This window comes from Nonomuraea thailandensis (assembly GCF_024172165.1).
GTDB classification, from domain to species: Bacteria; Actinomycetota; Actinomycetes; order Streptosporangiales; family Streptosporangiaceae; genus Nonomuraea; species Nonomuraea thailandensis.
This window is the reverse complement of sequence record NZ_JAMZEB010000004.1, coordinates 11,290-34,209: the sequence shown is the minus strand read 5'-3', so window position 1 is coordinate 34,209 and position 22,920 is coordinate 11,290. Positions and strand designations below refer to the sequence as shown.

The 22,920-nt window shown below is 68.8% G+C and carries 28 protein-coding genes; 11 read left to right on the top strand and 17 right to left on the bottom strand.

Annotated elements, in window-relative coordinates:
• Positions 1-21: 21 nt before the first annotated feature.
• Genes HD597_RS63780 through HD597_RS63755 form a run of 6 tightly spaced genes read right to left on the bottom strand, consistent with a single transcriptional unit; the run spans position 22 to position 3,511 of the window.
• On the bottom strand, positions 22-1,614 hold the full coding sequence (locus HD597_RS63780) for a hypothetical protein (RefSeq protein ID WP_253760327.1): 1,593 nt from the start codon (positions 1,612-1,614) through the stop codon (positions 22-24).
• Positions 1,615-1,623: 9 nt separating this feature from the next.
• A complete protein-coding gene (locus HD597_RS63775) occupies positions 1,624-2,061 on the bottom strand; it encodes a hypothetical protein (protein ID WP_253760325.1) in 438 nt (145 codons plus the stop codon).
• A 53-nt stretch (positions 2,062-2,114) separates the two neighbouring features.
• Positions 2,115-2,699 (bottom strand): hypothetical protein, encoded by a 585-nt coding sequence (locus HD597_RS63770; protein ID WP_253760322.1) that lies wholly within the window; start codon positions 2,697-2,699, stop codon positions 2,115-2,117.
• Positions 2,696-2,923 (bottom strand): hypothetical protein, encoded by a 228-nt coding sequence (locus HD597_RS63765; RefSeq protein ID WP_253760321.1) that lies wholly within the window; start codon positions 2,921-2,923, stop codon positions 2,696-2,698. The genes HD597_RS63770 and HD597_RS63765 overlap by 4 nt, the downstream gene beginning before the upstream one ends.
• A complete protein-coding gene (locus tag HD597_RS63760) occupies positions 2,916-3,077 on the bottom strand; it encodes a hypothetical protein (RefSeq protein ID WP_253760319.1) in 162 nt (53 codons plus the stop codon). Before HD597_RS63760 ends, HD597_RS63765 begins: the two co-directional genes overlap by 8 nt.
• Positions 3,074-3,511 carry an ATP-binding protein gene (locus tag HD597_RS63755; protein ID WP_253760316.1) on the bottom strand — a complete coding sequence of 146 codons (438 nt, stop codon included), beginning with the start codon at positions 3,509-3,511 and terminating at the stop codon, positions 3,074-3,076. The genes HD597_RS63760 and HD597_RS63755 overlap by 4 nt, the downstream gene beginning before the upstream one ends.
• A 57-nt stretch (positions 3,512-3,568) precedes the next feature.
• Here HD597_RS63755 and HD597_RS63750 point away from each other — a divergent pair, with 57 nt between their 5' ends.
• On the top strand, positions 3,569-3,967 hold the full coding sequence (locus HD597_RS63750) for a hypothetical protein (protein ID WP_253760314.1): 399 nt from the start codon (positions 3,569-3,571) through the stop codon (positions 3,965-3,967).
• On the opposite strand, the gene HD597_RS63745 is transcribed toward HD597_RS63750, so the two are convergent.
• From HD597_RS63745 to HD597_RS63725, 5 genes are read right to left on the bottom strand one after another with little or no spacing between them, the layout of a single operon-like run.
• Complete coding sequence (locus HD597_RS63745; RefSeq protein ID WP_253760311.1) at positions 3,898-4,311, bottom strand: hypothetical protein; 414 nt, start codon at positions 4,309-4,311, stop codon at positions 3,898-3,900. The genes HD597_RS63750 and HD597_RS63745 overlap by 70 nt on opposite strands.
• Positions 4,311-4,517, bottom strand: a complete 207-nt coding sequence (locus HD597_RS63740) for a hypothetical protein (protein ID WP_253760307.1) — start codon at positions 4,515-4,517, stop codon at positions 4,311-4,313. Before HD597_RS63740 ends, HD597_RS63745 begins: the two co-directional genes overlap by 1 nt.
• Positions 4,514-4,987 (bottom strand): SsgA family sporulation/cell division regulator, encoded by a 474-nt coding sequence (locus tag HD597_RS63735; RefSeq protein ID WP_253760304.1) that lies wholly within the window; start codon positions 4,985-4,987, stop codon positions 4,514-4,516. Before HD597_RS63735 ends, HD597_RS63740 begins: the two co-directional genes overlap by 4 nt.
• Positions 4,984-5,412 (bottom strand): SsgA family sporulation/cell division regulator, encoded by a 429-nt coding sequence (locus tag HD597_RS63730; protein ID WP_253760302.1) that lies wholly within the window; start codon positions 5,410-5,412, stop codon positions 4,984-4,986. Before HD597_RS63730 ends, HD597_RS63735 begins: the two co-directional genes overlap by 4 nt.
• Complete coding sequence (locus HD597_RS63725) at positions 5,409-5,789, bottom strand: WhiB family transcriptional regulator (RefSeq protein WP_253760300.1); 381 nt, start codon at positions 5,787-5,789, stop codon at positions 5,409-5,411. Before HD597_RS63725 ends, HD597_RS63730 begins: the two co-directional genes overlap by 4 nt.
• A gap of 518 nt (positions 5,790-6,307) precedes the next feature.
• Here HD597_RS63725 and HD597_RS63720 point away from each other — a divergent pair.
• The 9 genes from HD597_RS63720 (at position 6,308) to HD597_RS63680 (ending at position 14,065) form a co-directional block, all read left to right on the top strand.
• The gene (locus HD597_RS63720) at positions 6,308-6,535 is read left to right on the top strand and encodes a hypothetical protein (RefSeq protein ID WP_253760297.1); all 228 of its coding nucleotides are present in this window, start codon (positions 6,308-6,310) and stop codon (positions 6,533-6,535) included.
• Entirely contained in the window at positions 6,532-7,077 is a 546-nt protein-coding gene (locus HD597_RS63715; protein WP_253760295.1) for a DUF6879 family protein, read from the top strand. The genes HD597_RS63720 and HD597_RS63715 overlap by 4 nt, the downstream gene beginning before the upstream one ends.
• A gap of 5 nt (positions 7,078-7,082) precedes the next feature.
• Positions 7,083-7,949: a helix-turn-helix domain-containing protein gene (locus HD597_RS63710; RefSeq protein ID WP_253760293.1), complete on the top strand. Its 867-nt coding sequence runs from the start codon at positions 7,083-7,085 to the stop codon at positions 7,947-7,949.
• 134 nt (positions 7,950-8,083) lie between these two features.
• Positions 8,084-9,457 carry an RNA-guided endonuclease InsQ/TnpB family protein gene (locus tag HD597_RS63705; protein WP_253760290.1) on the top strand — a complete coding sequence of 458 codons (1,374 nt, stop codon included), beginning with the start codon at positions 8,084-8,086 and terminating at the stop codon, positions 9,455-9,457.
• 395 nt (positions 9,458-9,852) lie between these two features.
• On the top strand, positions 9,853-10,191 hold the full coding sequence (locus HD597_RS63700; RefSeq protein WP_253760289.1) for a hypothetical protein: 339 nt from the start codon (positions 9,853-9,855) through the stop codon (positions 10,189-10,191).
• A gap of 171 nt (positions 10,192-10,362) precedes the next feature.
• On the top strand, positions 10,363-10,995 hold the full coding sequence (locus HD597_RS63695; protein ID WP_253760287.1) for a hypothetical protein: 633 nt from the start codon (positions 10,363-10,365) through the stop codon (positions 10,993-10,995).
• A 114-nt stretch (positions 10,996-11,109) separates the two neighbouring features.
• Positions 11,110-12,207, top strand: coding sequence for a helix-turn-helix domain-containing protein (locus tag HD597_RS63690; protein ID WP_253760285.1), 1,098 nt, complete (start codon positions 11,110-11,112; stop codon positions 12,205-12,207).
• Positions 12,208-12,407: 200 nt separating this feature from the next.
• Positions 12,408-13,220, top strand: a complete 813-nt coding sequence (locus HD597_RS63685; protein WP_308211028.1) for an AAA family ATPase — start codon at positions 12,408-12,410, stop codon at positions 13,218-13,220.
• Positions 13,217-14,065, top strand: a complete 849-nt coding sequence (locus HD597_RS63680) for a hypothetical protein (RefSeq protein ID WP_253760283.1) — start codon at positions 13,217-13,219, stop codon at positions 14,063-14,065. Before HD597_RS63685 ends, HD597_RS63680 begins: the two co-directional genes overlap by 4 nt.
• A gap of 266 nt (positions 14,066-14,331) precedes the next feature.
• On the opposite strand, the gene HD597_RS63675 is transcribed toward HD597_RS63680, so the two are convergent.
• The 5 genes from HD597_RS63675 to HD597_RS63655 form a co-directional block, all read right to left on the bottom strand.
• Positions 14,332-14,775, bottom strand: a complete 444-nt coding sequence (locus HD597_RS63675) for a hypothetical protein (protein ID WP_253760280.1) — start codon at positions 14,773-14,775, stop codon at positions 14,332-14,334.
• Positions 14,776-15,198: 423 nt separating this feature from the next.
• Positions 15,199-15,672, bottom strand: coding sequence for a hypothetical protein (locus HD597_RS63670; protein WP_253760277.1), 474 nt, complete (start codon positions 15,670-15,672; stop codon positions 15,199-15,201).
• A gap of 275 nt (positions 15,673-15,947) precedes the next feature.
• A complete protein-coding gene (locus tag HD597_RS63665) occupies positions 15,948-16,985 on the bottom strand; it encodes a hypothetical protein (protein ID WP_253760274.1) in 1,038 nt (345 codons plus the stop codon).
• On the bottom strand, positions 16,982-17,572 hold the full coding sequence (locus tag HD597_RS63660) for an RNA polymerase sigma factor (RefSeq protein WP_253760271.1): 591 nt from the start codon (positions 17,570-17,572) through the stop codon (positions 16,982-16,984). Before HD597_RS63660 ends, HD597_RS63665 begins: the two co-directional genes overlap by 4 nt.
• Positions 17,569-17,823 (bottom strand): hypothetical protein, encoded by a 255-nt coding sequence (locus HD597_RS63655; RefSeq protein ID WP_253760269.1) that lies wholly within the window; start codon positions 17,821-17,823, stop codon positions 17,569-17,571. The genes HD597_RS63660 and HD597_RS63655 overlap by 4 nt, the downstream gene beginning before the upstream one ends.
• A 304-nt stretch (positions 17,824-18,127) precedes the next feature.
• Here HD597_RS63655 and HD597_RS63650 point away from each other — a divergent pair, with 304 nt between their 5' ends.
• Complete coding sequence (locus HD597_RS63650; protein WP_253760267.1) at positions 18,128-18,397, top strand: hypothetical protein; 270 nt, start codon at positions 18,128-18,130, stop codon at positions 18,395-18,397.
• 112 nt (positions 18,398-18,509) lie between these two features.
• On the opposite strand, the gene mobF is transcribed toward HD597_RS63650, so the two are convergent.
• Positions 18,510-22,760, bottom strand: coding sequence for a MobF family relaxase (gene mobF, locus HD597_RS63645; RefSeq protein ID WP_253760265.1), 4,251 nt, complete (start codon positions 22,758-22,760; stop codon positions 18,510-18,512).
• Between the last annotated feature and the right edge of the window lie 160 nt (positions 22,761-22,920).

Here is a 22,920-nt window from a genome sequence, read left to right as displayed (position 1 = left end):
AGATCAAGAGGTCGGGGCTGGTCAGCGCTTGCCGTAGTAGCGGGTCGACTCGGCGGCGGACTTGCCCGCGGCCTGGACGGCGGCCTGGATGTTGTCGCCGGTCTTGCGCTGGACGTTCATCGCGGCCGCGGCCACGTTGTTGGCCGCGGCGATGTCCTTGCGCAGCTGGGCGGCGGTCTGGGAGGCGGTCTCCAGGGCGATGACCGCGTCCGCCCACTTGTTCAGCACGGGGCCGCCGATCCCGGCGGCCGCCAGCGCGTCCAGGGCGTTCCAGGACGCCTTCAGCGACGCCCTGATCATCAGTTCGGCCTGCTCGGCGGGGTCAGCGGTCATGTCGACCGCGCGGACGATCTTCTTGGACAGGTCGACGGCGTCGTCGTGGGTGTTGCCGCCCACGTCCATGCTGGTCTTGGGCGCGTTGGCCCCCGGGATGGCGACGTACTTGGCCACGTCTTCGGTCCCTTCCATCTGGGGTTCGCCGGCGCGGACCGCGCCGGGGCCTGCTATGGCGGCCACCGCCCCGGCCGGGCGCGGTGGAAGCTCGGTCTGCACCGGCGGCGCAAGGTCACGCGGGGCAGAGGGCGTCGTGAGGGTTCCGCTGCGGGGATGCGGCACCTGGGGCGCCTCGCGGGGGCCGACCTCGATAGGCGCGATCGGCGCCGCGTCAGCCTCCGCCTCTGCCGCCGCGCGCTCGACCTCGACATGGCGGCGCATGCGCCACCGCCCCCACAGCACGGTGTAGTCGTCGCGCACGGTGTGCTTGGGAGCGGGCAGTTCGCCCGCACCACGGCGGTCATCGGGGTGGTCGTCGGACCGGTCAGGTAGGTCGTCGTACGACTCTTCGGGCCGGGCCTCGCCGTCCTGCGGCGCGGTCAGCTCCCGAACGGCCGGCCTCAGCGCACGGGGATCGGAGTCGCGATTGGGGTAGGTGCCGACGACCTCGACCTCGTAGTCCTCGCCCTGGTCCCCGTCATGGTCGGCGCCGTCGTGTTCGTCCGCCCGGCTGCGGCGACGTCGCTGCCACCACCGTCGCCAGTAGGCGGAGGCGTCGTCATCATCGTCGTCATCGTCGTCGCTGGCCTGGTCATCCTCGCCGCGCTCGGCACCGGGCCGTTCGTCGTCCTCCCGACCGTCGTCTTCGTCGCTACGGTCGTCGGCCTCACGCTGGTCACCGCCGCGCTGGTCGTCCTGGTCCTGCGCGCGCTGGTCATCGGCGTGACGATCGCCGTCGTTCCGACCGTCGTCCTGGCCGTCGTCGCGCCGGTCGTCGTCGCTGGCCTGGGCGGTGTCGCCGCTGGTGTCGTCGTCCCGGTCGAAGCGGTCGCGCACCCACTGGCCGCCGCGGCGCACGTCCGTGACGGGCTTCCAGGCCGCGCCCAGCAGGGCCCGCAGCCACCACCCGGGATTGCCCCAGTCGGTCTGGCGGGCGTCCTCGGTATTGGCGTCCAGCCGCTCGCGCAGGTTGCGGCGTACGGCCTCGGTGTTGTCCTGTTCGTCGCCGCCGGTGCCGGCGGCCTTGTCATCCGACTCCTGGGCCGCCTCGCCCTTGTCCAGCAGCATGCTGGTGACGCCCCAGCTGAGCCACAGCCAGATGATCACGCTGATGGGTTCCACAGCGGCCGCCTAACCCTGGCCGCCGGGCTTGACCAGCTGCGCGTTCTGCGTGACGCCCTTGACCCCGTTGACCAGGTCGTCGGGGTTGATGCCGAGCAGGCTGACCGGCGCCAACACGATCAGCAGCGGGGCGATGAACGCCACCATGACGGTGCCGCGGCCAGCATGGTTGTCCTTGCCCCAGCAGTCCAGCGCGACGCCGAGCCCGCAGAACACCGCGAGAAAGCCGACGATCGGCCCGGGCACCACCGCGGCGATCGTGGTGGCGAACCCCTGGAACCAGGAGCCGACCAGCCCGCACCCCGCGATGAACATGATCACAGCGGCCGCGCGATACCACTTCGCACGACGCTTGTCCTCTTTGATGAACTTCGCCTGCTTCATCAGGCGCATACCGATGGCGAGAAAAACAGCCGTGAAGCCGAGGCCCGCGAAGATCTGTCCCACGGTCTCGCTCCTTTCACTAGATCGTTTGGTGAGGCGGGTTGAGGGGCTGAGAGTCAGAGCGCGGCGAGCCAGCTCGCCAGGTTGATCACGATCACGAAGAGGCCGGCGGCCAGCAGGAACGCCCGGCCGGGCCGCTGGCACATCCACGCCAGCGCGTAGCAGGCCAGCGTCACCGGCAGGCCCACGAGCAGGCCGAAGACGATGTAGAAGCCGGCGTGTATGCCGTTGATCAGCGGGACCGCGGTGGCCAGGCCCCAGCCGCGCCGGCCGTCCGCTCGCTGCTCGCGCTGGGCGAGGTAGTAGTCCAGGTGGTCGGCCACGCTGGTGGGCTGCTCGCGCATCCACCGTGCTCCCCACCACCGGCCGCGGCCGCGCTGCTTGCGCAGGGCGCGGTCGCTGCGGGAGGCCTGCCACATCTGGCCGACCGGGCCCGCCGAGCGCTCGTCAGGGCCCGTCGGCGGCATCTGCTGGCCCGTGCCGGCCTGGGGGTGCTCGTGCGGCGGGACCGGGGGGTGCGAGTCCCCGGTGTGCGCTGCCGGCGGCGTGGACGGGTACGGGTGCTGGCCGGTCGGCGGTTGCGGCGCGGTGCGCGCCTCGTGGCGGCCGATCGGCATGGACTGGGTGCGCTGGTCGGTCATGAGGTCCTCCGGGGGATGCGGTCGCTGGCGCTGATGAGGTAGTCGATGGCCTCCAGGCCGATCTGCTGGGCCTTGGCCGGGTCGCCGTTCTTGATCTCGGCGCGCAGCAGCCCGAAGGCGGCCTCGAGCTTCTCCATCAGGCTCGGCGCGGTCTCGATGCGGTTCAGGTGGAAACTGCGGCGGCGGGCCCGCTTGTCGGTGGCCCGGGTGCGGGCGTCAGCCACGCTCTCCTCCTTCCGTGTCCGTGCTGTCCGTGCTGTCCTCGCTGCTGGCGTCGGTGGTGGTGCTGGCCATCGCCTTCGCGAGGGCCAGCTGCCACGTGTTCATCCGGGCCACCCGCTCAGCGAGGCGGCTCCGGTCGTCGTGCTCGGTGCTCACGCCGGGCCTCCGCCCCAGATCAGGCGGCAGCGCACCTCGCGGCTGGTAGGCGTCTGATCGGCGCTGTAGGCGTCGACCAGGGCTCGCACCAGTCGCAGGCCGCGGCCGCCCTCGCAGGCGTCCTCGCGCTCGTCCTGAAGGCCGGCCCCGGGCCCCAGGTCGACGCACGTCAGCTCGACCGCGCCGCGCTCGGCGGTGGAGCCGGGGTCGAGCGAGACCTGCAGGCAGTAGCGGCCGCCGCGCGCGCCGGACATCGAGTGCCGGATGGCGTTGGTGGCCAGCTCGGTCACCACCGTGGCCAGATCACTGGCGCGCGGGTGGCTCCTAGGCAGCGGCACCGCCGCCAGCGCCCACGCGCGGGCCGCGGCGACCTGATCCCGCGTGCCGAGGAAGGCCTGCCCGGAGGTGACGGGCACGGACAACGTGATCGACATCTACGCCACCCCCGCAACCAGGGCAGATATGCGCCTTTGGTCCCAGAGGAGGTCCAGGTGGGAGAGCATGCGTACATGCGAACCCCACGGATGGGCGCCCGGCTGTGGCGTGCCTTTCGCCGCCCTGAACCACCCGCTGCCGGGCTGAGCGCTGAGATCGCGGCCTACAACTGGCACACCGCCTTCGCCCGTAAGCGCCTGCATGACGCCTACGAACACCTGCGGGCGATCACCGCCACCGCCTATCGGGCTGCGGCTGAACACGACGACCAGGTGCTGGCCAAGGAACTCGACGCCATCCATGAGGACCTTCGCGCCGACCTGCTCGAAGCGAGCAGGAAGATCCGTCGCCAAATGGCGGCGCGTGGCTACGCCGACGATCTTCGTCATGACACACCGCCGGCAGAAGAGTCCGGCCACTCCTCGGCACTGAACAACCGGGCCAAGCGCCGCTGAGTCCGCGCCGCCGCCCTGCCACTACCGTCCCGCTCCGGCAGGACGTGCCTCCCGGCCAGATCAAGGAGGCCTTCGAGCGTGTTCTCGATGGTCTGAACTCGGTCGTCCAGTCCCTCAGCGCCCGGCACGCCAGCGGCGATCAGGGCGTCGATCCGGTTGTGCAGGGCGCTGCCGTCGTGGTCGGCGTAGACCTGGTACAGCTCCCACAACACATGCATCGTGTCGTCCACGAACATGTCCAGGTCGCTTCGCTGGTTCGCCACCGTCAGGTGCAGCCAGGTGCGCAGCCACTTCAACGGCGGGCGACGGCTGGACAGGAGGCCGATCTTGATGCGCCACCGCATCACGCCACCCCCGCCCGGGCCGGAGCGGCCAGCGCGAGCAACTGCGCAGGGCGCGCACCGTCGGGCGGCAGCTGGCCATGCTCTGCCAGGTAGCTGGCCAGGATGGCCAGCGGCTCGGGGTCACCGAGCGCGGCGGCTGCCACGGTCGCGCGGGCAGCGGCCAGCAGTTCGTCGTAGGCGGCGGTCATCGCCGGCTCGCGCGTCATGACCCCACCTCCGCGTGGCGGCGGGTCCGGGAGCCGCGCCCAGCGCCGAAGGCCACACCTGTGACCACGGCGGCGGAGGCGACGTCGGCGGACGCCGTGCCTCGCAGCTGATCGGCGATCGCCTGCAGGCGGGCCCGCTCGACCAGCAGCTCGAACCGGCCGCCCTCGGCACTCGCGTCCGGGGCCGGCACCGACAGCACCAGCTGTCCCGGCTCGGGCGAAGGACCGATGAGCACCTCGCCGTCACCGGCGGGCGCCGTCAGGTCCTCCGCGAGGGCCTCGGTCAGTACGTCGGTGGGCAGCGTGTAGACGAACGGGGTCTCGCGCCGGTGCGCGTCGACGAACGCCAGGCGCAGCAGGAACGGCACGTCGGCCTGGTAGGACACCACCGCCACCAGCGGCGCGTCCGGCTCGGCGAGCGGCCGCAGGACCAGGCCTTCCACCAGAGTGGGGAGGGTGCTGACGCTCATGCGCCACCTCCCGCGTCCAGCGTCTGGCGGCGCAGCGCCGACCAGGCGCCGTCCCAGTCGATGTAGTCGTCCTCGCGCTCGTCCGGCACCCTCTTGTAGGCCTGGGCCACGAAGGGGCCGAGTTCGTCACGACGGGCATACAGCCGCGTCGGCTTCGAGCTGCGGGGGTGTAGCACGATCTCGACGTAGTCGTCGGCCTCGGTCGGGCCGATCGTGATGTCGCCCTCGCCCACAGGGCCGCCCGCCAGAGACTTCAGGCCCTCCGCCAGCAAGTTGCGAGCGAACGTCCAGGTGGGCGAAGTGGGGAAGCGGAACTGGACGGCGTACGGGTCGCTCGGCTCAAAGATGGCCGTCACCCGCATCGACTGGTTCGGCAAATCCGCGAAGGCCACCGTCAACGTGACCTTGATCGTCGAGGTGGTCACGAGGCCACCCCCGCGGCGGCCTGGCCAGCCCTGGAGTGACGCGTGCGCGAGCGCAGCATCGCCTGGCGCTGCCAGGGAGCCTTGCCGCCCTGGACCCCGTGCACCCAGGTCCGGGGAAGCTTCGCCTCCTCCTGCAGCGCGAGCTCCAGGCACGCCGCCCGCGCCGGGCAGCCCCCGCACAGGCGTTCTGCGGTCTGCTCGTAAGCGGCGCGGCGCGCCTGCCACGCCTCCTTCGACTCCCGGCCCGACCGATTGGGCTCAGGCGGGAACCAGGCGTCAGGGTCGTCGGCAGTGCGGCAGACGCCCTGCTGTTGTACCTGCCGAGACAACTCGGCAGCGGCCAGGGTGTTCAGGTCCTGGCGCGCCAATGAGAGCATGGTGCTCATCCGGGGTTGTTCCCTTCGTAGAGGTGGTCCCGGTGTTCAGGGGTCTCGCCCGGGCGCAATCCGGGCGGGGCCCCATTTGATGTCTCGCCCGGGCGCAATCCGGGCGGGCGGGGGCCCATTGATGTTGTGGGGCTAGATGCAGTCACCCCCTACATGTGTGTGCAGGCCGTCAGGCCAGGCTGAGACGACGCTCACAGATCCAGCGTCGTGTAGACCCAGAGCCTGCTCACATGGACCTACGCGAGCCACCCAGCGTTTGGGCTGGGATGTGGGCTCTTCGGCCTCCTGTGCGCTGCGCTGTCGGGTCGTCACGAGATCAGCGTCCGACCCAAGCTCGCAAGAGTCAAGCATTGCGCGAGAATTGTGGCTTGGAGGCTACGATTAGGGAGCCAGGTTCCGACAACACCACGCAGATCCCCGCCTCTTGCACCTTTGGCGGGGATCATTGCCTTTGTGGCTGCAACTTGCGAGCATGGAAGCGTGGTGACGGAACCAGAAAGGTGAACCCCATGGAGATCACGTTCAAGTGGAAGACCTCCGACTCCGGCGGTGGCCAGTGTCCGGCCATCTACGACGCGCCGAGCGGCTACGTCGTTCAAGGCAAGAAGATCGACGAGGCCACGCGCGCACAACTACGAGACCTCGCCATGGACGAAGACGCCGTCTATGTCCCCGCCGACGTCATCGATCGCCTCGTTGAGGAGCGCCTCGCTCAGCGAGCCACGGTGCCGGCGTGATCCAAGGCCGGCCCATCGCGCCGGAGCGGTTCGGTGACACCCTCCATCAGTTCAAGCACACGGCGTTTCGCCTTGAACTGCAGCCGAGCTATCTGGTGCCCGAGGAGACTGAAATCCTTGCCGCGTTCCTCAAGGGCGAGCCTCGGTCTCCTGTACCGGTCTACCAAGATTGGTACGACCAGGTTGCTGAAGGCGTCCGGCAAGGCAAGCGCATCGAGCGGGTGCGTGTCCAGGATGATCCACCAACGCCGTACCAGAGGTTCGAACGGTGGCTCGACGCCTGGAATGTCGCGTCAGGCGAGATCATGCGATACCTCACCCGGCAGCAGGCTTTCGACATCGGCTTGCTGCCGGACGCGGGCAGCACTGACTGGTGGCTGCTCGATTCATCACAGCTGATCATCATGCGGTTCGATGAGGCAGGACGGCCTGGCACGCACGAGCTCGTTGATGATCCAGCAGTTGTGGTGCAGGCGTGCGCGTGGCGGGACCTGGCAGTCCACCACAGCGTCCTGAGTACTCCGGACGCGCCCGCCGACTAGAAGGAATGATCGTTGTGGAATCGCTAGAGGACTGGCTCACCCAGCCCGATGGGGTAGCAACCCGCCTGCGGAACCTGCGCACGCAGGCGGGGCTATCCGGAAAGAACCTCGCCGACTCGCACGGCTGGCAGCAGTCAAAGGTCAGCCGTATCGAGAATGGCAAACAACTGCCCTCTCCCGAGGACGTACGGACTTGGGCGGAGACATGCGGTGCTAGTGAAACCGAGGTGGACGAGCTCCTGCAGCTGCAGGAGAAAGGCCGCATAGCCCAACTCACGTTTCGCAGCCGCATGCGTGGCGGCCAGGCCGCTGTTCAAGAGAGCTACAACGCTCTCGTGCGGGAGGCGAGCCACGTCCGACATTTTGAGACGGTCTACGTTCCGGGACTGCTACAGGTACCCGCATACACCAAGCGGGTGCTAACCGAGATGATCTGGTTGCATGAACTCGACGTCGACGACGTAGACACCGCTGTCTCTACCCGCATGCAGCGCCAGCAACTGCTGTACGACCCGGCCAAACAGTTCGAGTTCCTCCTGGCCGAACCCGTGCTGCGCACGCTGATCTGCCCACCCAGTGTGATGCGCACCCAACTTGATCGTCTTCAAACCGTAATCGGGCTTGAGCGTGTTCGATTCGGCATCATCCCCATGGGCGTGGAACTGCAGGTCACCCCGCAAAACAGTTTCGGCATCTACGAAGGCGAAGAGTCGCTCGCAGTTGTGGAGACGTTCATCGGTGAGACGTTTCACCGGGGAGCTGAGGCCGCCGGATACAGGCGAGTCATGGACAAGCTCTGGGACCAGGCCGTCACCGGCGATCAGGCTCGTGATCTCATCATCGCAGCTGCCGACGCACTGTCCGGCAAGTGATGTTTGGTGGCCCAGCGCAGCTCCAGCAATACCTCGGCTTCTCCTCACATGCTCTCGGCCGCTTGCAAGAGAACTGTCGGTGGCCGCTTGTATCGTTCCGGACGTCGCCATCGTGAACACAGGTTGGAGGGCAAGTGGCCCGACAGCAGATCTTGCGGGCGTTCAAGTTCACGCTGGCCCCTTCTCTCGCTCAGGAGAGCGAACTTCGCCGGTATGCCGGCGCATCCCGGTGGGCGTTCAATCACGCACTGGCCGCCAAAGTGGCCGCGCACGAGCTGTGGCGCAGCAAGGTGGCCGCCCTTGTCGAAACTGGCGTGGAAGAGGCTGCCGCACGCAGACAGATCAAGGTCGCGGTGCCTACCAAACCAACTGTGCACAAGGCGTGGATCGCTGCTCGCGGTGACTCTCGAACCGGGGAGGATGGGGCATGCCCGTGGTGGCACGAAGTCAATACCTACTGTTTTCAGTCGGCGTTCCTGGACGCCGATGCCGCATGGAAGAACTGGCTCGCATGGGTACAAGGCGGGCGCACCGGGCGACGCGTCGGCTATCCAGTCTTCAAGAAGCGCGGCCGGTCTCGAGATAGCTTCCGCATCCACCACAACGTAACTAAGCCCGGCATCCGGTTGACCAGTCATCGTCGATTGCGAATCCCCAAGCTGGGCGAGATCCGGTTGCATGACTCTGGCAAGCGCCTCGCGCGGCTGATCGGTCGTGGGGACGCGGTTGTGCAGTCGGTAACCGTGTTGCGCGGTGGGCTTCGCTGGTACGCGAGCGTGCTGTGCAAGGTGACCGTCGAACTGCCCGAGCGGCCAACCCGTCGCCAAGCGGCGGCTGGGCTCGTCGGTGTCGATCTCGGCGTGACACACCTGATGGCGCTGTCCCAGCCTGTCGACTTCGGAGCTGGGCCCGTGGAGCTTGTCGACAATCCGCGCCACCTCCTGGCTATCTCGAGACGGCTGCATCGTGCCCAGCAGGCTCTGTCACGTACCCAGCCAGGTTCTGGCCGGAGGGAGAAAGCCAAGCAGCGGGTTGCTCACCTGCACAACAAGGTTGCTGTCCGGCGTGCCGGATTCCTGCACACGCTGACAAAGCGGCTGGCAACGGGGTTCCACACGGTGGCCGTCGAAGATCTCAACGTCACCGGCATGACCTCCTCCGCGCGTGGCACCGTGAAACGACCAGGTCGGCAAGTACGGCAGAAGGCAGGGCTGAATCGAGCGATCCTCGACGCGGCCTTCGGGGAGATCCGTCGGCAGCTCGCCTACAAAACCTCCTGGTACGGAGCGAAATTGGTGGTCATTGACCGCTGGTTCCCTTCCAGCAAGACCTGTTCGGCCTGTGGCAAGCAAAACCCACGCATGACCCTGGCCGACCGGGTGTTCACCTGCTCGTGTGGGCTCGTCTTGAACCGGGACATGAACGCGGCCCGGAACATTGCCATCCAAGCGCTTCCCATCCCTGCGCTTGGCCGCGGGACCGTCGCCTCCGATAGGGGGGAGACGTAAAACGCCCGCGGAGCTCCGGTAAGCCCTTCCGCCCCTCGGGGGTGGACGGGCACAGAGCGAGGAAGCGGGAAGACGTTGGCCCCCCTTGAGGGACCAGCGCCATCCCCAGCAGGGCAACCTGTTGGCGTTCCCTTGCAGCAAGGGTCTTGTACTGCGGGCGTAGGGAACGATCGCCCAAGTGGTACCGGGCAGGGCAGCGGAAACGATCAGAATCCCCGGATGGGCACACCGTCCCTCGGGGGACGGAGGAGGCCGTTTCGGGGCCGTCCGAACGCTGGCCGCCAAGATGGCTGTGCCCCTTACCAACGCCCTCTGACTCACCAGGGTCATCTCTGGGTACAGCACGTACAGCGAGTACGTGGAACTGCCTGAAACAGGGGGCCACGATGGGCGCGGTGACAGAGCGCGAACGGATGCTGGAAGCGTACCGATGGGCTTCCTGTCTGACTGAACGGTGTTGGGACCCAGCGGAGGTCTCGGATTCCGTAGGGCTGATCTACGAGTTCCTCAGCACGTATCGGAACGGCAACCGTGAAGACTTCACGTTCCTGGTGAGGTGCCTCGAACTGCAGATCATGAACTACGGCTTGCATCCGACCAACTGCCGTCCTGACGAGCGCGAGGCGCGACTGAAGCAGGTGGGTAAGAACGGCTTTGGTCGTCCGCTCGCCAAGGAGATCGTGAAGTCGTCCGAGAAGCTCCTCGAGTACGTCACGGACGATTACGGCCACTGACCTCTGCTGACACCTGTGCGTCGTGTCTCCAGCCCAGGGCGGCGAGCGCCGGAGGGGTGGGCGTCAGCTTACGGCTGGTCTACGGTGCTGTGCCCTTCGGCAATCTTGATGGTCTGCCAGCTTGAACGGACAATCCGCCCGTGAGGACCTTGACCTGGCGAGGGAGGTCTGATGGCGGAACCTGCGTTCCATGAAGACGACGAGGCCCATCGGCGGCTGGAGGAGTTGGGGCTGAGCTGGTCCGATATCGAGCATGCGCTGCTCGCGGCGGATCGTGAGGCGCGTTTGTACACCCATCTCGATCCGCCCAACACTCCTGGCATCGGCCGCTGGGGCAAGACCAACCGCTTTCTGCGGGAGCGGTTGACGATGCGCGGCTGGACATACGACAACCCGCGGAATCTGCCCCGGACGATCCATCCGGAGGGTGAGTTCGCGATCGTGGCCACCACGGGTGACGAGTGCACCGGTCTTCGTCTGCCCGGTATGCAGCCGACGACGAGGTACGCCAAGGGGCCAGCGACGGCGCATCTGGTGGAGAGGAACGAGCGCTTCGTGCAGCCTGCGCTGTTCGAGGAGGAGGTGCCGGGCGAGGAGATCGGTGAGGCGCTGGCGGAGGTGACCGGACCGACCGGCGGAGAGCCGCATGTCGTATGGCTGCTGCTGTACAACGCGATGCCGGCGGAGATTCGCTCGGAGTTGTCGCTGCCCCTGTCGATCACGTCGAAGGGGTACGTGGACAGCTGGAGCGAGCGGATTCTGCTGCCGGCTCTGGCGGGAAAGGATCTCGGAGAGGAGGCGTGAAATCAGTGACGGGAGAGGCTGAGGCGAGGATGATGGGTCGTCTCTCTTGGCCGATCAGCGGAGGATGCGCCACGGTGTAGTCCCCGTCCGAGCTTCCAACGTCTGGTTGATGTGATGAGTTCTCCGTCCGGGTTTTTCGCCCCCTCACGTCTGGTGTTGGCGCGCAAGCGCCGTGGGCTGACGGTCCTGGGCTTGGCTCAGCTCAGCGGTGTGAGCCCGCGCTCGGTGTCGGCATACGAGCGGGGCGAGCGCAGCCCAAGCCCGCAGGCCCGTTCCTGCCTCGCCGACGCTCTGGATTTTCCTGAAGGCTTTTTTCTCGGAGAAGACCTGGAGGAGGTACCTGAGCCGGCGATCAGCTTCCGCGCGGCCATCAAGCACACCGCGGGACGCAAGAACGCTGGCCGCAGCGCCGCCCGAATCGGCATTCTCATCAATGAGTGGGTGGAGGAGCGCGTCAGCCGGCCCGATCCGGACGTGCCGCGCTTGCCGGGGACGGACCCGGAGACGGCCGCGCAGGTGGTCCGGATCAGTTGGGGGCTGGGGCAGGCGCCGGTCTCGAACATGATCCGTCTGCTGGAGAGGCACGGGGTGCGTGTCTATGCGCTGCCGCCCGACTGCGCCGATGTGGGGAGCTTCTCGTTGTACTGGCGCGGTGTGCCGTTCTTGTTCCTCGGCCAGGCGGGCGGCGGCGCAGAAGCCCGGGTGGAGGCTGCCCACGAGCTGGCGCACCTGGTGTTGCACCGTGGTGAAGCATCACCGGCCAGCAGTGAGGCCGAGACGGCCGCGGACGAGTTCGCCGCCCACTTCCTGATGCCGGCTCCCGATCTGCTGGGCCGGACGCTGTATCGCGCCGGCAGCGACCGCATTCAAGATGTGAGCCGTGCCTTGAAGGTGCCCGGAATGGCGTTGGCTCACCGGTTGCGTGGCATGGGCCTGCTGGACGGGGAGGACTACCGCAGCGCGTGCGCCAACCTGCATCGGTTTGCCGCGCCGTTCGTGGGTGGGGAGACCTCGCAGGTGCTTACCGACCTGCTGACGGCCGGGCAGGGCCAGCAGGTGCGCCCGGCCGACATTGCCCGCCAGCTCCGGCTCACTCGTGAGGACGTCATCGGCCACCTGCATGGTCTGGCTCCTGTCTTGATGGCGGGTAACGGGTATCCCATGGGGCCGCCCCCAGGCCGTCCTCCCCTTCGGATGATCAGAAGCAGTTAGCCGGGCCGGCAGAGGTATCATCGCCGTAACTTCTGTGATGAGAAGCCTAGGAAGGCCGCCCCCGCTCGCCGGGGGCGGCCTTTCTGCGTGCCTGCCGGTGAGGGTCTCTCTAGGATGTCGGTTGTCACTGGCGTCAGTGACAACTCATCACAGGAGGACCACATGACCGCCCACTCCGGCCGACATGGCGAGATGATGCCGTGACGACTCCACCCTCAACCCCCGTCCAGCTCGATGCCGCAGCTGTCCAGGAACAGCTCGCTGGGATCTGGAGCCTCCTCACGCCCACCGACCGGGCCCAGTTCGAGAGCGTGGTCGCGGCCATTGCCGGTCGGCCCATCCGTATCACGATCGGCAACATGAAGGGCGGCGTCAACAAGACGACAACCGCCGTCCATCTGGCCCTGGCCCTCGCGCTGACCGGTGACCCCGTCCTGCTGGTCGACGGTGATCCGAAGAACCAGAGCAGCCTCATGTGGAAGCTCGGTGCCGGCGACGAATGGCCGATCAACCTGACCGTCATGCCCTGGGCAACTCCGGATCTGGCCAAACGGGTGACTGCCATGGAGGGGCAGTTCAAGCATCTGGTCATCGACACCAGCCCTCAGCACGACGACATCCTGCGCGCCGGGCTGATGGTGACCGATACCTTCGTGATCCCCTGCCAGCCGACGCCCATGGACACCGCCCAGCTCGACTCCACGTTCAAGGTGGCGGAGCAGATGGACGCTCTCAAGGGCGCCCAGGGTGGCGAGCTGGCCGCGATCGTTCTGTTCGCCCGGGCCAAGCAGGCGGGCGCGAACGACACGAATTTGCTCCGGACTTCCTATGCCCGGGTGGAGAAGAAGGACTACCCGGTGTTCTCCACGCCGCTGTACGACTCCATCCGCTACGCGGAGGCGTTCGGCATGTTCCCGCGCACTTTCCGGGAGTACGGCAAGGTAGTCGCCGAGCTGGCGGCGTTCGCGCTGGGGCTCGATGAGGTGCCCGGTGTGCAGGGAGGCCGTAGGTGACCCCTCCGGACACTCGCGAGCAGCATCGGCCGCCTCAGCGAAGGCGGGCCGCCAACCGGGGCAATGCGGCGGAGGACGCCTTCGATCGGCTGGAGAAGGCACAGCAGGAAGCTGCGGCGATGACGAACCGGGCCGATGACGCCTGGTCGACGCCGGCACCAGACGCCACCGGCGCAGAGGTTGTCCACGCACCGGATCCTGCCGCGCCGATGCCTGCAGACGCGTTCGTGGAGAAGCTGGCTCGCGGGGACGTGCCCACTCTGGAGGACTGCGAGAAGCACATCACCGCGATCACCACGCAGTGGCTTCTCGCTGTCGGCCGGGCCCTGGCCGCCATCCGTGACCATGAACTGTTCCGAGACAAGGGCTACACCTCGTTCACGGCCTACCTCAAGAACGAGCATCCTTGGCATCCGTCGTACGTGTCTCGCGTCATAGCCGACATCCCCGTCGTGGAGGCACTCGCCGAGCACGGCGTGGACAGGGATCTCAATGAGGGACAGGCCAGCGCGGTCCGGCCGGTATTGGAAGAGCATGGCCGCGAAGCCCTGTACGACGTGTGGGACTCCACGGAAGGCAAGAAGTCCGCGGCCGCCCTTGTTCGGGTCGCCCGGGCCAAGGGTTACCTCCCCCCTCCCGAGGAAGCCGAGACCGAGAGTGGGGCTGCCACCTTCTCGAAAAATTTGGCGCGCTTCCGCGAGTTCGCCGATCTGGTGGGCGACGGCCAGGGGAAGCGTCTCATCGAGGCTGCCAAGGAGGACCCGGACTGGGGCAAGGGCGTACTCTTTCCTGCTCTACGACAGGCAGTGGGGATACTGGAATCGGAGTTCGGGCCCGAAAGTTGATCTTGTTGACAAATTTGTCATCAGCAACGGAGGGCGCCCTGCGCACGGCGAAGGGCGCCCTCGGCGCTTTCGGCCCCCGAGTGCAGGCCACGTCCACAGAACCTGCGGAGACATACGGCCCAACCCCTACAAGACCCCCTCGACGCCCACAAGGCACCTCCCACTCCTTTGACTGCCCCCATCCACGACGTTTCGCGGAGGTTCCGCGGCGGCAATCATCTCGGGCCTCTGCAGCGCCAGCCGACGTCGAGCCGCCGCGAGAGGACTCAATCCGGTTCATCCGTGCTCTGTGCTGAAGGTGCCGCAGTTTGCGGTAGCGCATGCGGATGGAAGTTGATCAAGTAGAGCCCGGCATACTTTCGCAGCAGGTCTAGTCGCGATTCGCTGGTGTCGTCGGGTGCGGGCGAGGAGTCGTGCGAGCTGGGGCACAGGTCGGCGACCATGCTTGCGGCCACCCGGAGGATTGCCTTGACGACTCGATCAGCATCCGCTTCGTCCTTGAACGCCTTCCACAGGGCACGGAACGGGGTTTCGGGACAGTCCTCACATGGGTCTACGCCGTGAATCATTTGTAGTGCAAGTCGGAACTCCTTCAGGTCCTTCAGGTCACGCATCTCGGCCGATGTGATCATGTAGGCCGGATCTTTCGCCGGGTCCTGCGTGTGGGGTTGCTTCGATGTCTTGGTCGCCGTTACTTGATCAGTAGCCATGCGGCGCACCTTGTCATGAAGGATGTTCGGGTGAGATCACATCTGGCGGACGCGGAGACAAGACTTTGCTTGGCGGTGCCTCTTCCTTCCGACGCGCCACCCCGGAACCGAACAGATTTTCGCCCACACAGCGCGCACGAGCGAGGCGTGTGAGGCAAGCTGGCAGCAGCAGGCCGGACGAGCGACCCGGGCCCCACGCATAGGAGACCCATGCCCACCCTCGCTCCCGCCCACTGCCCTCGCTGTTCATGCAACGCCTGGTGGCGTCGCACGGCTCGGCGGCTCGCGCCGCATCCACCTCATCGGCCCTGCGTGGATGGCCGTGATCATTACCATCCCGCCGTCCATCGCCACGGTGGTGATGCTCTTCCTCACGTTGTTGCGCTGAACCGGGCATCGGCCCCTTGCTGACGAGGCTCGGCGTCAACTTCTCCCGTGTGCGCGCAGCGCCGCGCCCACGACCTTGATGGCGGCGGCGGCCTCGGTCAGCCGGCGGCCCTCGACGCGGTAGGCCTCCAGCGCATCGGCGATCGCGTGCGGCGGCAGGTGCGGCTTGAGGTCGACTGCCGCCGTGCGGTAACCGGCGCGGAGCGCGACCAGGGCGTGCTGGACGTGGCCGGCGGCCATCCAGGTCAGCACGCTGGGGTCGTGCACCACGGCGTGGGCTCTGAAGTCCGGCGGGATGCACTCCAGCAGCCACGCGGTTGCCTGGCCGGCCCAGCCGGGGTCGTCGTCGGGCAGGGGCATCTCTGCGGGCCAACCAGTGGGCCGCGGGCTGAGACGGGGGGCCCGATCGGCGGGCATCGGTCCGGCGGTGGAGCCGTCGGGGTTCGCGGTGAGGTGCTCGTGATCGACGCCGCTGTAGTCGAGTCCCTGCAGCAGTCTCACCCGCTCCATGGGCAGCCATTCCTCACGGGAAACCAATCCTCCCCGAGGCCCGGACGTGATGTCCGTCCAAGAGACCAGCACCTCCTGCCGTCCACTGGCGAGGGTGCGCCGCTTGAGCAGGTAGCCGGCCCTATCAGGCAAGATCTTTACCGCCGGTGGATCAGACATGGCCGAACCAATGTATCGAACACGCGTACGGCAGCGCAGGTGGGCTCGCGCGACTCCGCGTGCAGCCTGGCAACCCGGACGCGACGCGAGCGCGATGCTCTTTGTGTGCTTGGCCGTTAGCCCAGTTCGACGAAGTCGCGGACGGTCGCTCTGCCGCGGTGGACGACGTAGGTCCCGGGCTCTTCCTCAAGCTCGAACGAGCGAGCCTTCATATCTTCGATGTCGATCAAGGACGGCCACAGTGTGCCAGGCAGTGACCAGCGCACGCCTGCGAGATCGACATCGGCCAAGTCGAGGTCGCGCAGGTCGGAGGTTGTGAAGTCGTCGAGGAAGTCCTCCACCGATGTCGCGGTGAAGGCCGGCAGGTCGAACCGGCCAAGTACTGTTCTGATCGCTTCGTTGATCGCCTGGACGCGAGCGTCGATAGCGGCCAGCGACTGCCTGATGGCACATCCCCGTGCTGTCTCCAAGCCGGCGGTGATGCGGTGCCGCTGCTTGAGGAGTTGCTGGGCGTGGATGTGGTCGACGTGGCTCTCCTGGTGGGCGTGCCAAGCCTTCTGGCTGTCGTCGTACAAAGCACGGACGGTTTGGAGGAGCCCCTTCAGCATGTCGATGACGGACGCGGATTCGGTTGCGGCAGCATCGCCCAGTTCCTCGATCAGATCCTGAAACCTGATGATGATCTTTTCGAGAGATTCCTTGAGACTGAACAGCCACGAGGCCACCCGATCCCACTCGGCCTCCTCCGCGCTGTTCACCAGCGAGAAGAGATGGTTGGTGCTCGTCACGGCGCCGCCGAGTTCACGTTCTAGGGAGTAGACCAGTCCCTTGGTCCGGCGCAGTTGCCGCCACTTCGCAACGACGTTGGGATGCTTGCGGAGCAGAAGGCGGCTATGGGCCGACACGAGCTGGAGGATGTCGGTGGCAGCATGATCGAGCCTGGGCGGCCTCTGGGCGGCGCTTGAGGTGGGCAAGATTTCGCGCAGTCCCGCTTCGACGTCAAGGACGTGGTCGAGGGCGCGGGCGAAGGTGGCGTGCTGAGCGTTCAGCATGACCTCGCGTAGGCCTGCCTCGACGTCGAGGATGCGGTCGAGATCGGTCAGGAACTGCTGAGTGACGGCGTCGTGGTCGTCGGGCTGGCGTGCCATCGTCACGATTTCTCCTCACCTGGAGGCTCGGCGTGGTAGCCGGCCGCGCTGGGGTGTCGGCTGGCGGCGCGGCGGGCCTTTTTGAGGCTGGCTCTGACCGCGTCGGGGGTGATGCGGAGTTGTTGGGCGATCTCGCTGGGGGTGTAACCGGCGAAGGTCCAGGCCAGCACTTGGCGCTGCCGGATCGGCAGTCTGGGCAGTATGCGCAGCAGGTCCTGCCGGACTTCCCATTCGGCGGCCATGTCCGGAGCAGGGAGCAGCGAGGTGGGCTCGGGGGTTTGCTCGTAGGGGTCTTCTCGGATGTCGGCGACCTGGCGGACCAGTGCGCGGCCGGCCACCGTGTACACCCAGGCCTTCGGGTGAGTGACGGTGTTCCACCGCTGGTATGCCTTGATCATCGCCTCCTGGGCGATTTCCGCGGCGATGGGCAGTGAGGCGCCCTGGATGAGGAGGAAGCCGACCAGGGAACGGATCGTGGCGCGATAGAAGCACGAGAAGGCCTCGTTCGTGGCCGCCTGGCGGAGCGCTTCGGTGTCGTCGTCCGGTACGACGCCGGGCGGATAGGTTGTGCGCTCTGGGTCGTGGTCGCTCATCGCGTCGCCTGCCTCCCTGGTTTGGAGGCCCCGCGTACGACCTTCACGCTGAGGCGGCGCCCCTCGCCGCGTTCTTCGTCCAGCTCGATGCGGCCGCCTTCGTCGAGCACCGTGGCTAAGTCGGTCAGGTGCCTGCTTTGAACCTGCTCATGCCGTACCCACCAACGCAATCGAAGCCGCAGTCCGAGCAGCGCGCAGACGTGGACCAGGGCGAGCGAGACGAGAGCAACCATGATGGTCGCCATGTCCATGGGCGGATCCCCTCCAGCAGTGTCGTGGAGCCTCGGTCTGATTGACCTGCAGTCCCCCTTCTCATGAGTTAAGAGCCCGCCCGTGCCATGGGCGTGAACCTCAGCCTCAAGATTCTTTGGCGGTGACGTCCTCACTCCGCTCCAGGTGTGCGCGGACGATTCACGGAGGTTCAGGGACAGGGTGACGCCAGCGACTCTCAGGGGTCACCGTGTTGGCTGCGCTGCGAAGATCCCGCCAGCGGGAAGGAGGTCCACAATCGTGTCGACGAGCAGGCGGAACGTGATGGAGGGGGAGAGGAGCGCGATGAGGCACCCTGGACCGTTCGGGTTCCTGCTGGAGGGCTGGGAGGACCGCAGCGTGTGGGGCTGGGATGAGGGCACCGGCAGCTGGTGGGCGCAGCTGTGGCGCAACGATCTGCCCGACGACCCGGTGGCCGACGCCCCGCATGTGGGGATCGGCCCGCTGTACGGGCAGCACGTCTCCGCGGTGAGCGGGCTGGTGCCGCTGATCGCGGTCGCGACGGGGGAGACGCCGGACCACATCGACCAACTGCTGGCCGAAGGCATGCGCTGAGCCGATCTCGCCCTCCTGGTGGTGGCCGTCGTTGACACCAATTGGTGTCAACGACGGGGACGTGACACGCGGTCCGGGTCCTCCTGCCTGCGGTGGGGGCAAGGCATTCGGGTCAGCGGCTCAGGCCGGGCCCGCGGTCGATCCGGGGCGCGGGCGGCGGACGGTACGCCTCGCGTCGTTCGCGCTCACGTTGCCGGCCGGGCGTCGGGCGGGTCGGCCCGTCTCCCCTGTCTGCCGCTTCGCGCTGGCGCTGGGCGTGTTCGGCGCGGGCGGCGCGTTCGTCGTCGCGCTGATCGGGTGGCAGGTCGGCGCGGCGCTCGCGTTCGTCGCGTACGGCGGCCAGCTCAGCGCGGGCCTTCTGGTGGCCGTCCCGGGCCTGGGCGGCCTGATGGGCGGCGGCGTCGACGTCGCGGGCCCGGGCGCCGCGCTGGGCGGAGTCCAGGTCGCGTTCGAGGTCGGTGTGGAGGCGGCGGACCAGCGGCCAGGCGGTCGACGGCGGCGCCGCCGCGGCGGTCTGCTCGGCGGCCGCCTCCAGCGCCGGCCCTTCCTCCAGGACGGGCGCCAGGCGCTCGCGCACGGCGGCCAGGTCCTCGCGGATACGGGGCAGAGCGGCCTCCAGCTCTCGGCGGCGGGCCCGGTGGGAGGGCCGCAGGCTGCCCAGCCCGGCGAGCTCGCGCTGCATGTCGGCCTCGCGCTGGCGCAGCCGGCGGACCTGCTCGCGCCCGTCGATGACCGTCTGGCGGGCCTGCTGCAGCCGGTGGGCGGCCTGCTCGGCGGCGTTGACCTGGCGGACCTGCTCGGCGAGCTGGGCGCGCCGCTGCTGCAGCGCCCGCTCGGTGGGGCCGCCGCCGTCGCGGGCGTAGCGAGCAAGCTGCTGGTCGGCGGCCTCGATGGCGGCGGCCGCCGCAGTAACGCGCTCGGCAAGCGGCCGCACCCGGGCGTCCAGCTGGGTGTCGTCGAGCAGGCCGACCCCAAGCGGGCGCTGGGTCAGGGCCAGCAGGGCGCTGGCCCGGCGCACGGCGGCCATCGCCTCGCGCTCGGCGTCCTGCAGTTCCTGGCGGGCCCGGCGCAGGCCTTCGTCGTCTCCGGCGGCCGCATGCTCGGCGGCCGCCTGCGGCGTCTGTGCGGCTCGCTCAGGCTCGCTCTGGCGTCCGCCGGGGTCTCGGTCCGGTGAGGGCGCGCTGGCGGGCTCTACATCGCGTTGAGCGCCTCGGTCGGCGCCTCGGTCGGCGTCGCCGTCCCTGCTGCGGGCCTTGTCGTGGGCGTCGTCACGTCCCCAGTCGCGGGCGAAGTCGGCCAGCCGGTCGCGGATCTGCTGCGGACTGGCCGGCGCGGCGGCGCGGCCGGGCTCGGTGGCGCGCTCGGCGTGCTGGTGGGCGATGGGGTCGGGTTCGGCGGTGACCAGCTTGTCGGCGCGGTCGCCGCGCAGTGTGGCGGCGTAGGCGGCCAGCGCGCGCTGCAGCTCCACCTCGTAGCTGTCCGGCTCGCCGAGGCGGGCCCGGTCGGCGTCGGTCTCCAGCAGCTCGCGCGGCAGGTACAGGCGCACGCTCTCGCGGTCGCGGCTCATGGCCGCATACAGCGAGTGCGGATCGAGGCCATGGCCGTAGACCAGGGTGCGGTCGACGGTGGCGCCTTGGGTGGCGGCCACCGTCATGGCGGTGCCGTAGCCGAGCCCGCCGGCGGCGATGTAGTCCGGTTCGATCCACTCCTGCTCGATGCGGAGCCCGTCGGCGTAGGGGGCGCGCCATTCGACCAGCACCCGCCGCTGGTCGTCGATCGCCACGACGCGGCCGCGGTAGCCGTTGAGCACGTTGGCGCCCTGGCCGCGCCGGGCCCGGTAGTCGTTCTTGTGCACCCGCACGTGGTCGCCGATCGCGAGGGCGAGGGTGCGGCCGTCGGGCTGGCGGTAGCGCGTCTCGGGGCCGGTGATCTCGCCGGCGGCGCGGCGCACCGCCCGGGCCGCGGCGTTGAGCCGGTCGACGTCGGCGTTGCTGCCGGCCAGCAGCGCCACGGCGGCCAGTTCGGCGTGCACATCGCTTGCGTACGCGGCGCGAGCTTGCTGCCAGTCGGCCAGCATCGCGGCCATGGTGTCGTCGGCGGCGCGGCCGGCGTGCACCCGCCGGGCCTGAGCCCAGGTGCGCAGCGCCTGCTCGCGCTGCCCGTCGCGCCACAGCTGCAGGGCGGCCCGCTCGCCGTCGTGGCGCTGGCGCCGGTTCTCCCCGAGCACCAGCCCGTCGACCTGGCGGTGGATCGCGGCGAACGTGCCGCCGACGCCGATCGCGCGCAGCTGGACCGGGTCGCCGATCAGCACCACCTTCGTGCGCGTGCGGCGGGCCTCGCTGAGCAGGGTGGCGAGCTGGCGGTCGTCGACGATCGCGGCCTCATCGATGACCAGGACGTCCACGCCGTCCAGGCCGGGCCCGCTCTCGATGCGGCGCAGCCAGGTGGCGATCGTGTCGGAGCCGATGCCGGACTCGGCGGCCAGCCCCATGGCGGCCACCGCGGCGGTGGCCGCGCCGGCGACCACCAGGCCGCGGCTCTCCCACGCCGAACGGGCCGCGGCCATGATGAGGGTCTTGCCGGCGCCGGCCACGCCGATGACCGCCTCCACGCCGTGACCGCCGCCCAGCAGCCGCTCCAGCACCTGCCGCTGGGAGGGCGACAGGTCGATTCCGGCGCCGGCCTCGAACGTGCCCAGCGCGAGCTCGGCAGCCGCGTCGTCGACCACAGCCAGACCCGCGCCGTAGCCGGCACGGGCGGCGGCCAGCGCCGTCTGCTCGGCGGCGATGACGTCGCTGGAGGTGTAGCGCTGGTTGTTGGTCAGGTGCACCGCCCCGGCCGGCGGCAGCTCCACCACCGGCCCGTGGGTAAGGACCTGGTCGGTGAGCGCGTCGGCGTCGGCCAGGCCGGCGACGCCGTCCGGCAGCGCGTCCATCACTTCGGCGAGCACGTCGGCCCGGGTCACGATCTTGTCGTGGCCGGTCAGCCCGTCCTCGCTCCGCCAGATCCACGCGGCGATCTCCTCCGGCGAGGGACGTGCCGGCAGGCTCCGGGCGGCGCCGACGCACGCGGCGGTCAGCGCGGCCGGCTCGACGCCGGCGGCGCGGGCCTGGGCCGCCCAGGAGGTGCGCAGGTCCACCGGCGCCGTCGGCGCGGAGTTCTTGTCCTCCCGGGTCCTGGCGGCCGCGTTCTTGGCCTGGGCGGTGCTCGCGCTGCCGACCTCGAGGCCCATCTCCTTGAGGAGATCGGCGACCTGGCCGCCGCGCTTGCTGAACCGGCCGCGCAGGTCCTCCCCGATGCCAGCGATCTCCCAGGCGCCGGTGTGCGGATCGCGTTCCCAGGCGAGGCCGTACCGCTCGGTCAGCAGCCGGCGCAGGCGCGCCTGCACCAGCGTGCCGGCCGCCTTCACATGCCGGTGCACATCGCGGCCGCCGGCACCGAGCGTGGACCACTTGCCGTCGATGCCGCGCAGCATGTTCGCGATCATCACGTGGGCGTGCAGATGCGGGTCCGGCGCCTGGCCGCCCACGGGGCGGGCGGCCCGATGCCAGAGGATCCAGCCGAGCACGCCGGTGCCCGCGATGCGCGTCGCGCGCTTGCCGTCGCCGTGGCGGCCGCGCATGCCGTACCCGGCCCACTGCTCAAGCGCGGCCACCGTGTCGTACACCGCTTCGGCGAAGGTGTCCTCGACGCCTTGGGCCAGTTCCGGATCGGCCAGCCCGTACAGCACGCTCACGCTCTTCGGAAGCTCGAGGGTGAGGTCGTAGCCGCGGTTGCCGACCTGGACCCGCTCATCGCGGTGGGCGCGGGCCTGCGCCAGGCGGTCCGGCTCATACAGCGCATCGAGGTCGAGGCCGGCGGCGGCCGCCAGGCGTTCGGCGTCGCCGACCGGGATGCGGTGCGCCTCGCCCTCGCGTTCGACGCCGCGCTCCAGACGCCCGGCGCGCTTGGCCGCCCACTTCGCGCCGGCGAGCATGCCCTCCACGCTCTGCCCGCGCTCGACGGCGGCTTGCTGCAGCGCCTGCAGCAGCACCTCGCCGGGCAGCATCGCCCGCGGGTGCACGGCCAGCTTCGGCTTGACGAGCCGCTTGCCCGTGCCCAGATCGCGGCCGGCCATGAGCCGCCGGGCGGCCTGGTGGTCCTCGGGTGTCAACGGGGTGCCCGGCTCGATGCCGAACTCGCGCAGCCCGTCGCCGATCCACGTCAGGCCACGCCCGGGTTCGGCCCCGGCGGCCGCCTCCTGACCGGCTTCCTGGCTGTCGCCGTCGGCGAGGCGGTAGTCGACCTGGCCGCAGCCGGCGTCCGCACGCAGCCGGTAGTCGATCTGCGCCGCGGCGGGGCCGAGCACGGTGAGCCATGCCATGCCGTGCACCCCCTTCGCGCACGCGACCAGGCCGTCGGGCGGAGCCCGCGTATCGCCCCTGCGATACCTGGGTCCAAACGATCTTTTCTGCTCTGAGCTTGGAAGATAAGGATGACATGTGTGTTTCGGTTGAGCAATGACGGTTGTCAGGTAGCGGTGA

What these genes read in the sequence shown, in the direction of transcription:
- HD597_RS63770 (WP_253760322.1), bottom strand. Translation starts at nt 2,699, where the DNA reads ATGACCGACCAGCGCACCCAGTCCATGCCGATCGGCCGCCACGAGGCG.
- HD597_RS63755 (WP_253760316.1), bottom strand. Translation starts at nt 3,511, where the DNA reads ATGTCGATCACGTTGTCCGTGCCCGTCACCTCCGGGCAGGCCTTCCTC.
- HD597_RS63745 (WP_253760311.1), bottom strand. Translation starts at nt 4,311, where the DNA reads ATGCGGTGGCGCATCAAGATCGGCCTCCTGTCCAGCCGTCGCCCGCCG.
- HD597_RS63740 (WP_253760307.1), bottom strand. Translation starts at nt 4,517, where the DNA reads ATGACGCGCGAGCCGGCGATGACCGCCGCCTACGACGAACTGCTGGCC.
- HD597_RS63735 (WP_253760304.1), bottom strand. Translation starts at nt 4,987, where the DNA reads ATGAGCGTCAGCACCCTCCCCACTCTGGTGGAAGGCCTGGTCCTGCGG.
- HD597_RS63725 (WP_253760300.1), bottom strand. Translation starts at nt 5,789, where the DNA reads ATGCTCTCATTGGCGCGCCAGGACCTGAACACCCTGGCCGCTGCCGAG.
- HD597_RS63720 (WP_253760297.1), top strand. Translation starts at nt 6,308, where the DNA reads ATGGAGATCACGTTCAAGTGGAAGACCTCCGACTCCGGCGGTGGCCAG.
- HD597_RS63710 (WP_253760293.1), top strand. Translation starts at nt 7,083, where the DNA reads ATGATCGTTGTGGAATCGCTAGAGGACTGGCTCACCCAGCCCGATGGG.
- HD597_RS63695 (WP_253760287.1), top strand. Translation starts at nt 10,363, where the DNA reads ATGGCGGAACCTGCGTTCCATGAAGACGACGAGGCCCATCGGCGGCTG.
- HD597_RS63690 (WP_253760285.1), top strand. Translation starts at nt 11,110, where the DNA reads ATGAGTTCTCCGTCCGGGTTTTTCGCCCCCTCACGTCTGGTGTTGGCG.
- HD597_RS63675 (WP_253760280.1), bottom strand. Translation starts at nt 14,775, where the DNA reads ATGGCTACTGATCAAGTAACGGCGACCAAGACATCGAAGCAACCCCAC.
- HD597_RS63670 (WP_253760277.1), bottom strand. Translation starts at nt 15,672, where the DNA reads ATGGAGCGGGTGAGACTGCTGCAGGGACTCGACTACAGCGGCGTCGAT.
- HD597_RS63660 (WP_253760271.1), bottom strand. Translation starts at nt 17,572, where the DNA reads ATGAGCGACCACGACCCAGAGCGCACAACCTATCCGCCCGGCGTCGTA.
- HD597_RS63655 (WP_253760269.1), bottom strand. Translation starts at nt 17,823, where the DNA reads ATGGACATGGCGACCATCATGGTTGCTCTCGTCTCGCTCGCCCTGGTC.
- HD597_RS63650 (WP_253760267.1), top strand. Translation starts at nt 18,128, where the DNA reads ATGAGGCACCCTGGACCGTTCGGGTTCCTGCTGGAGGGCTGGGAGGAC.
- mobF (WP_253760265.1), bottom strand. Translation starts at nt 22,760, where the DNA reads ATGGCATGGCTCACCGTGCTCGGCCCCGCCGCGGCGCAGATCGACTAC.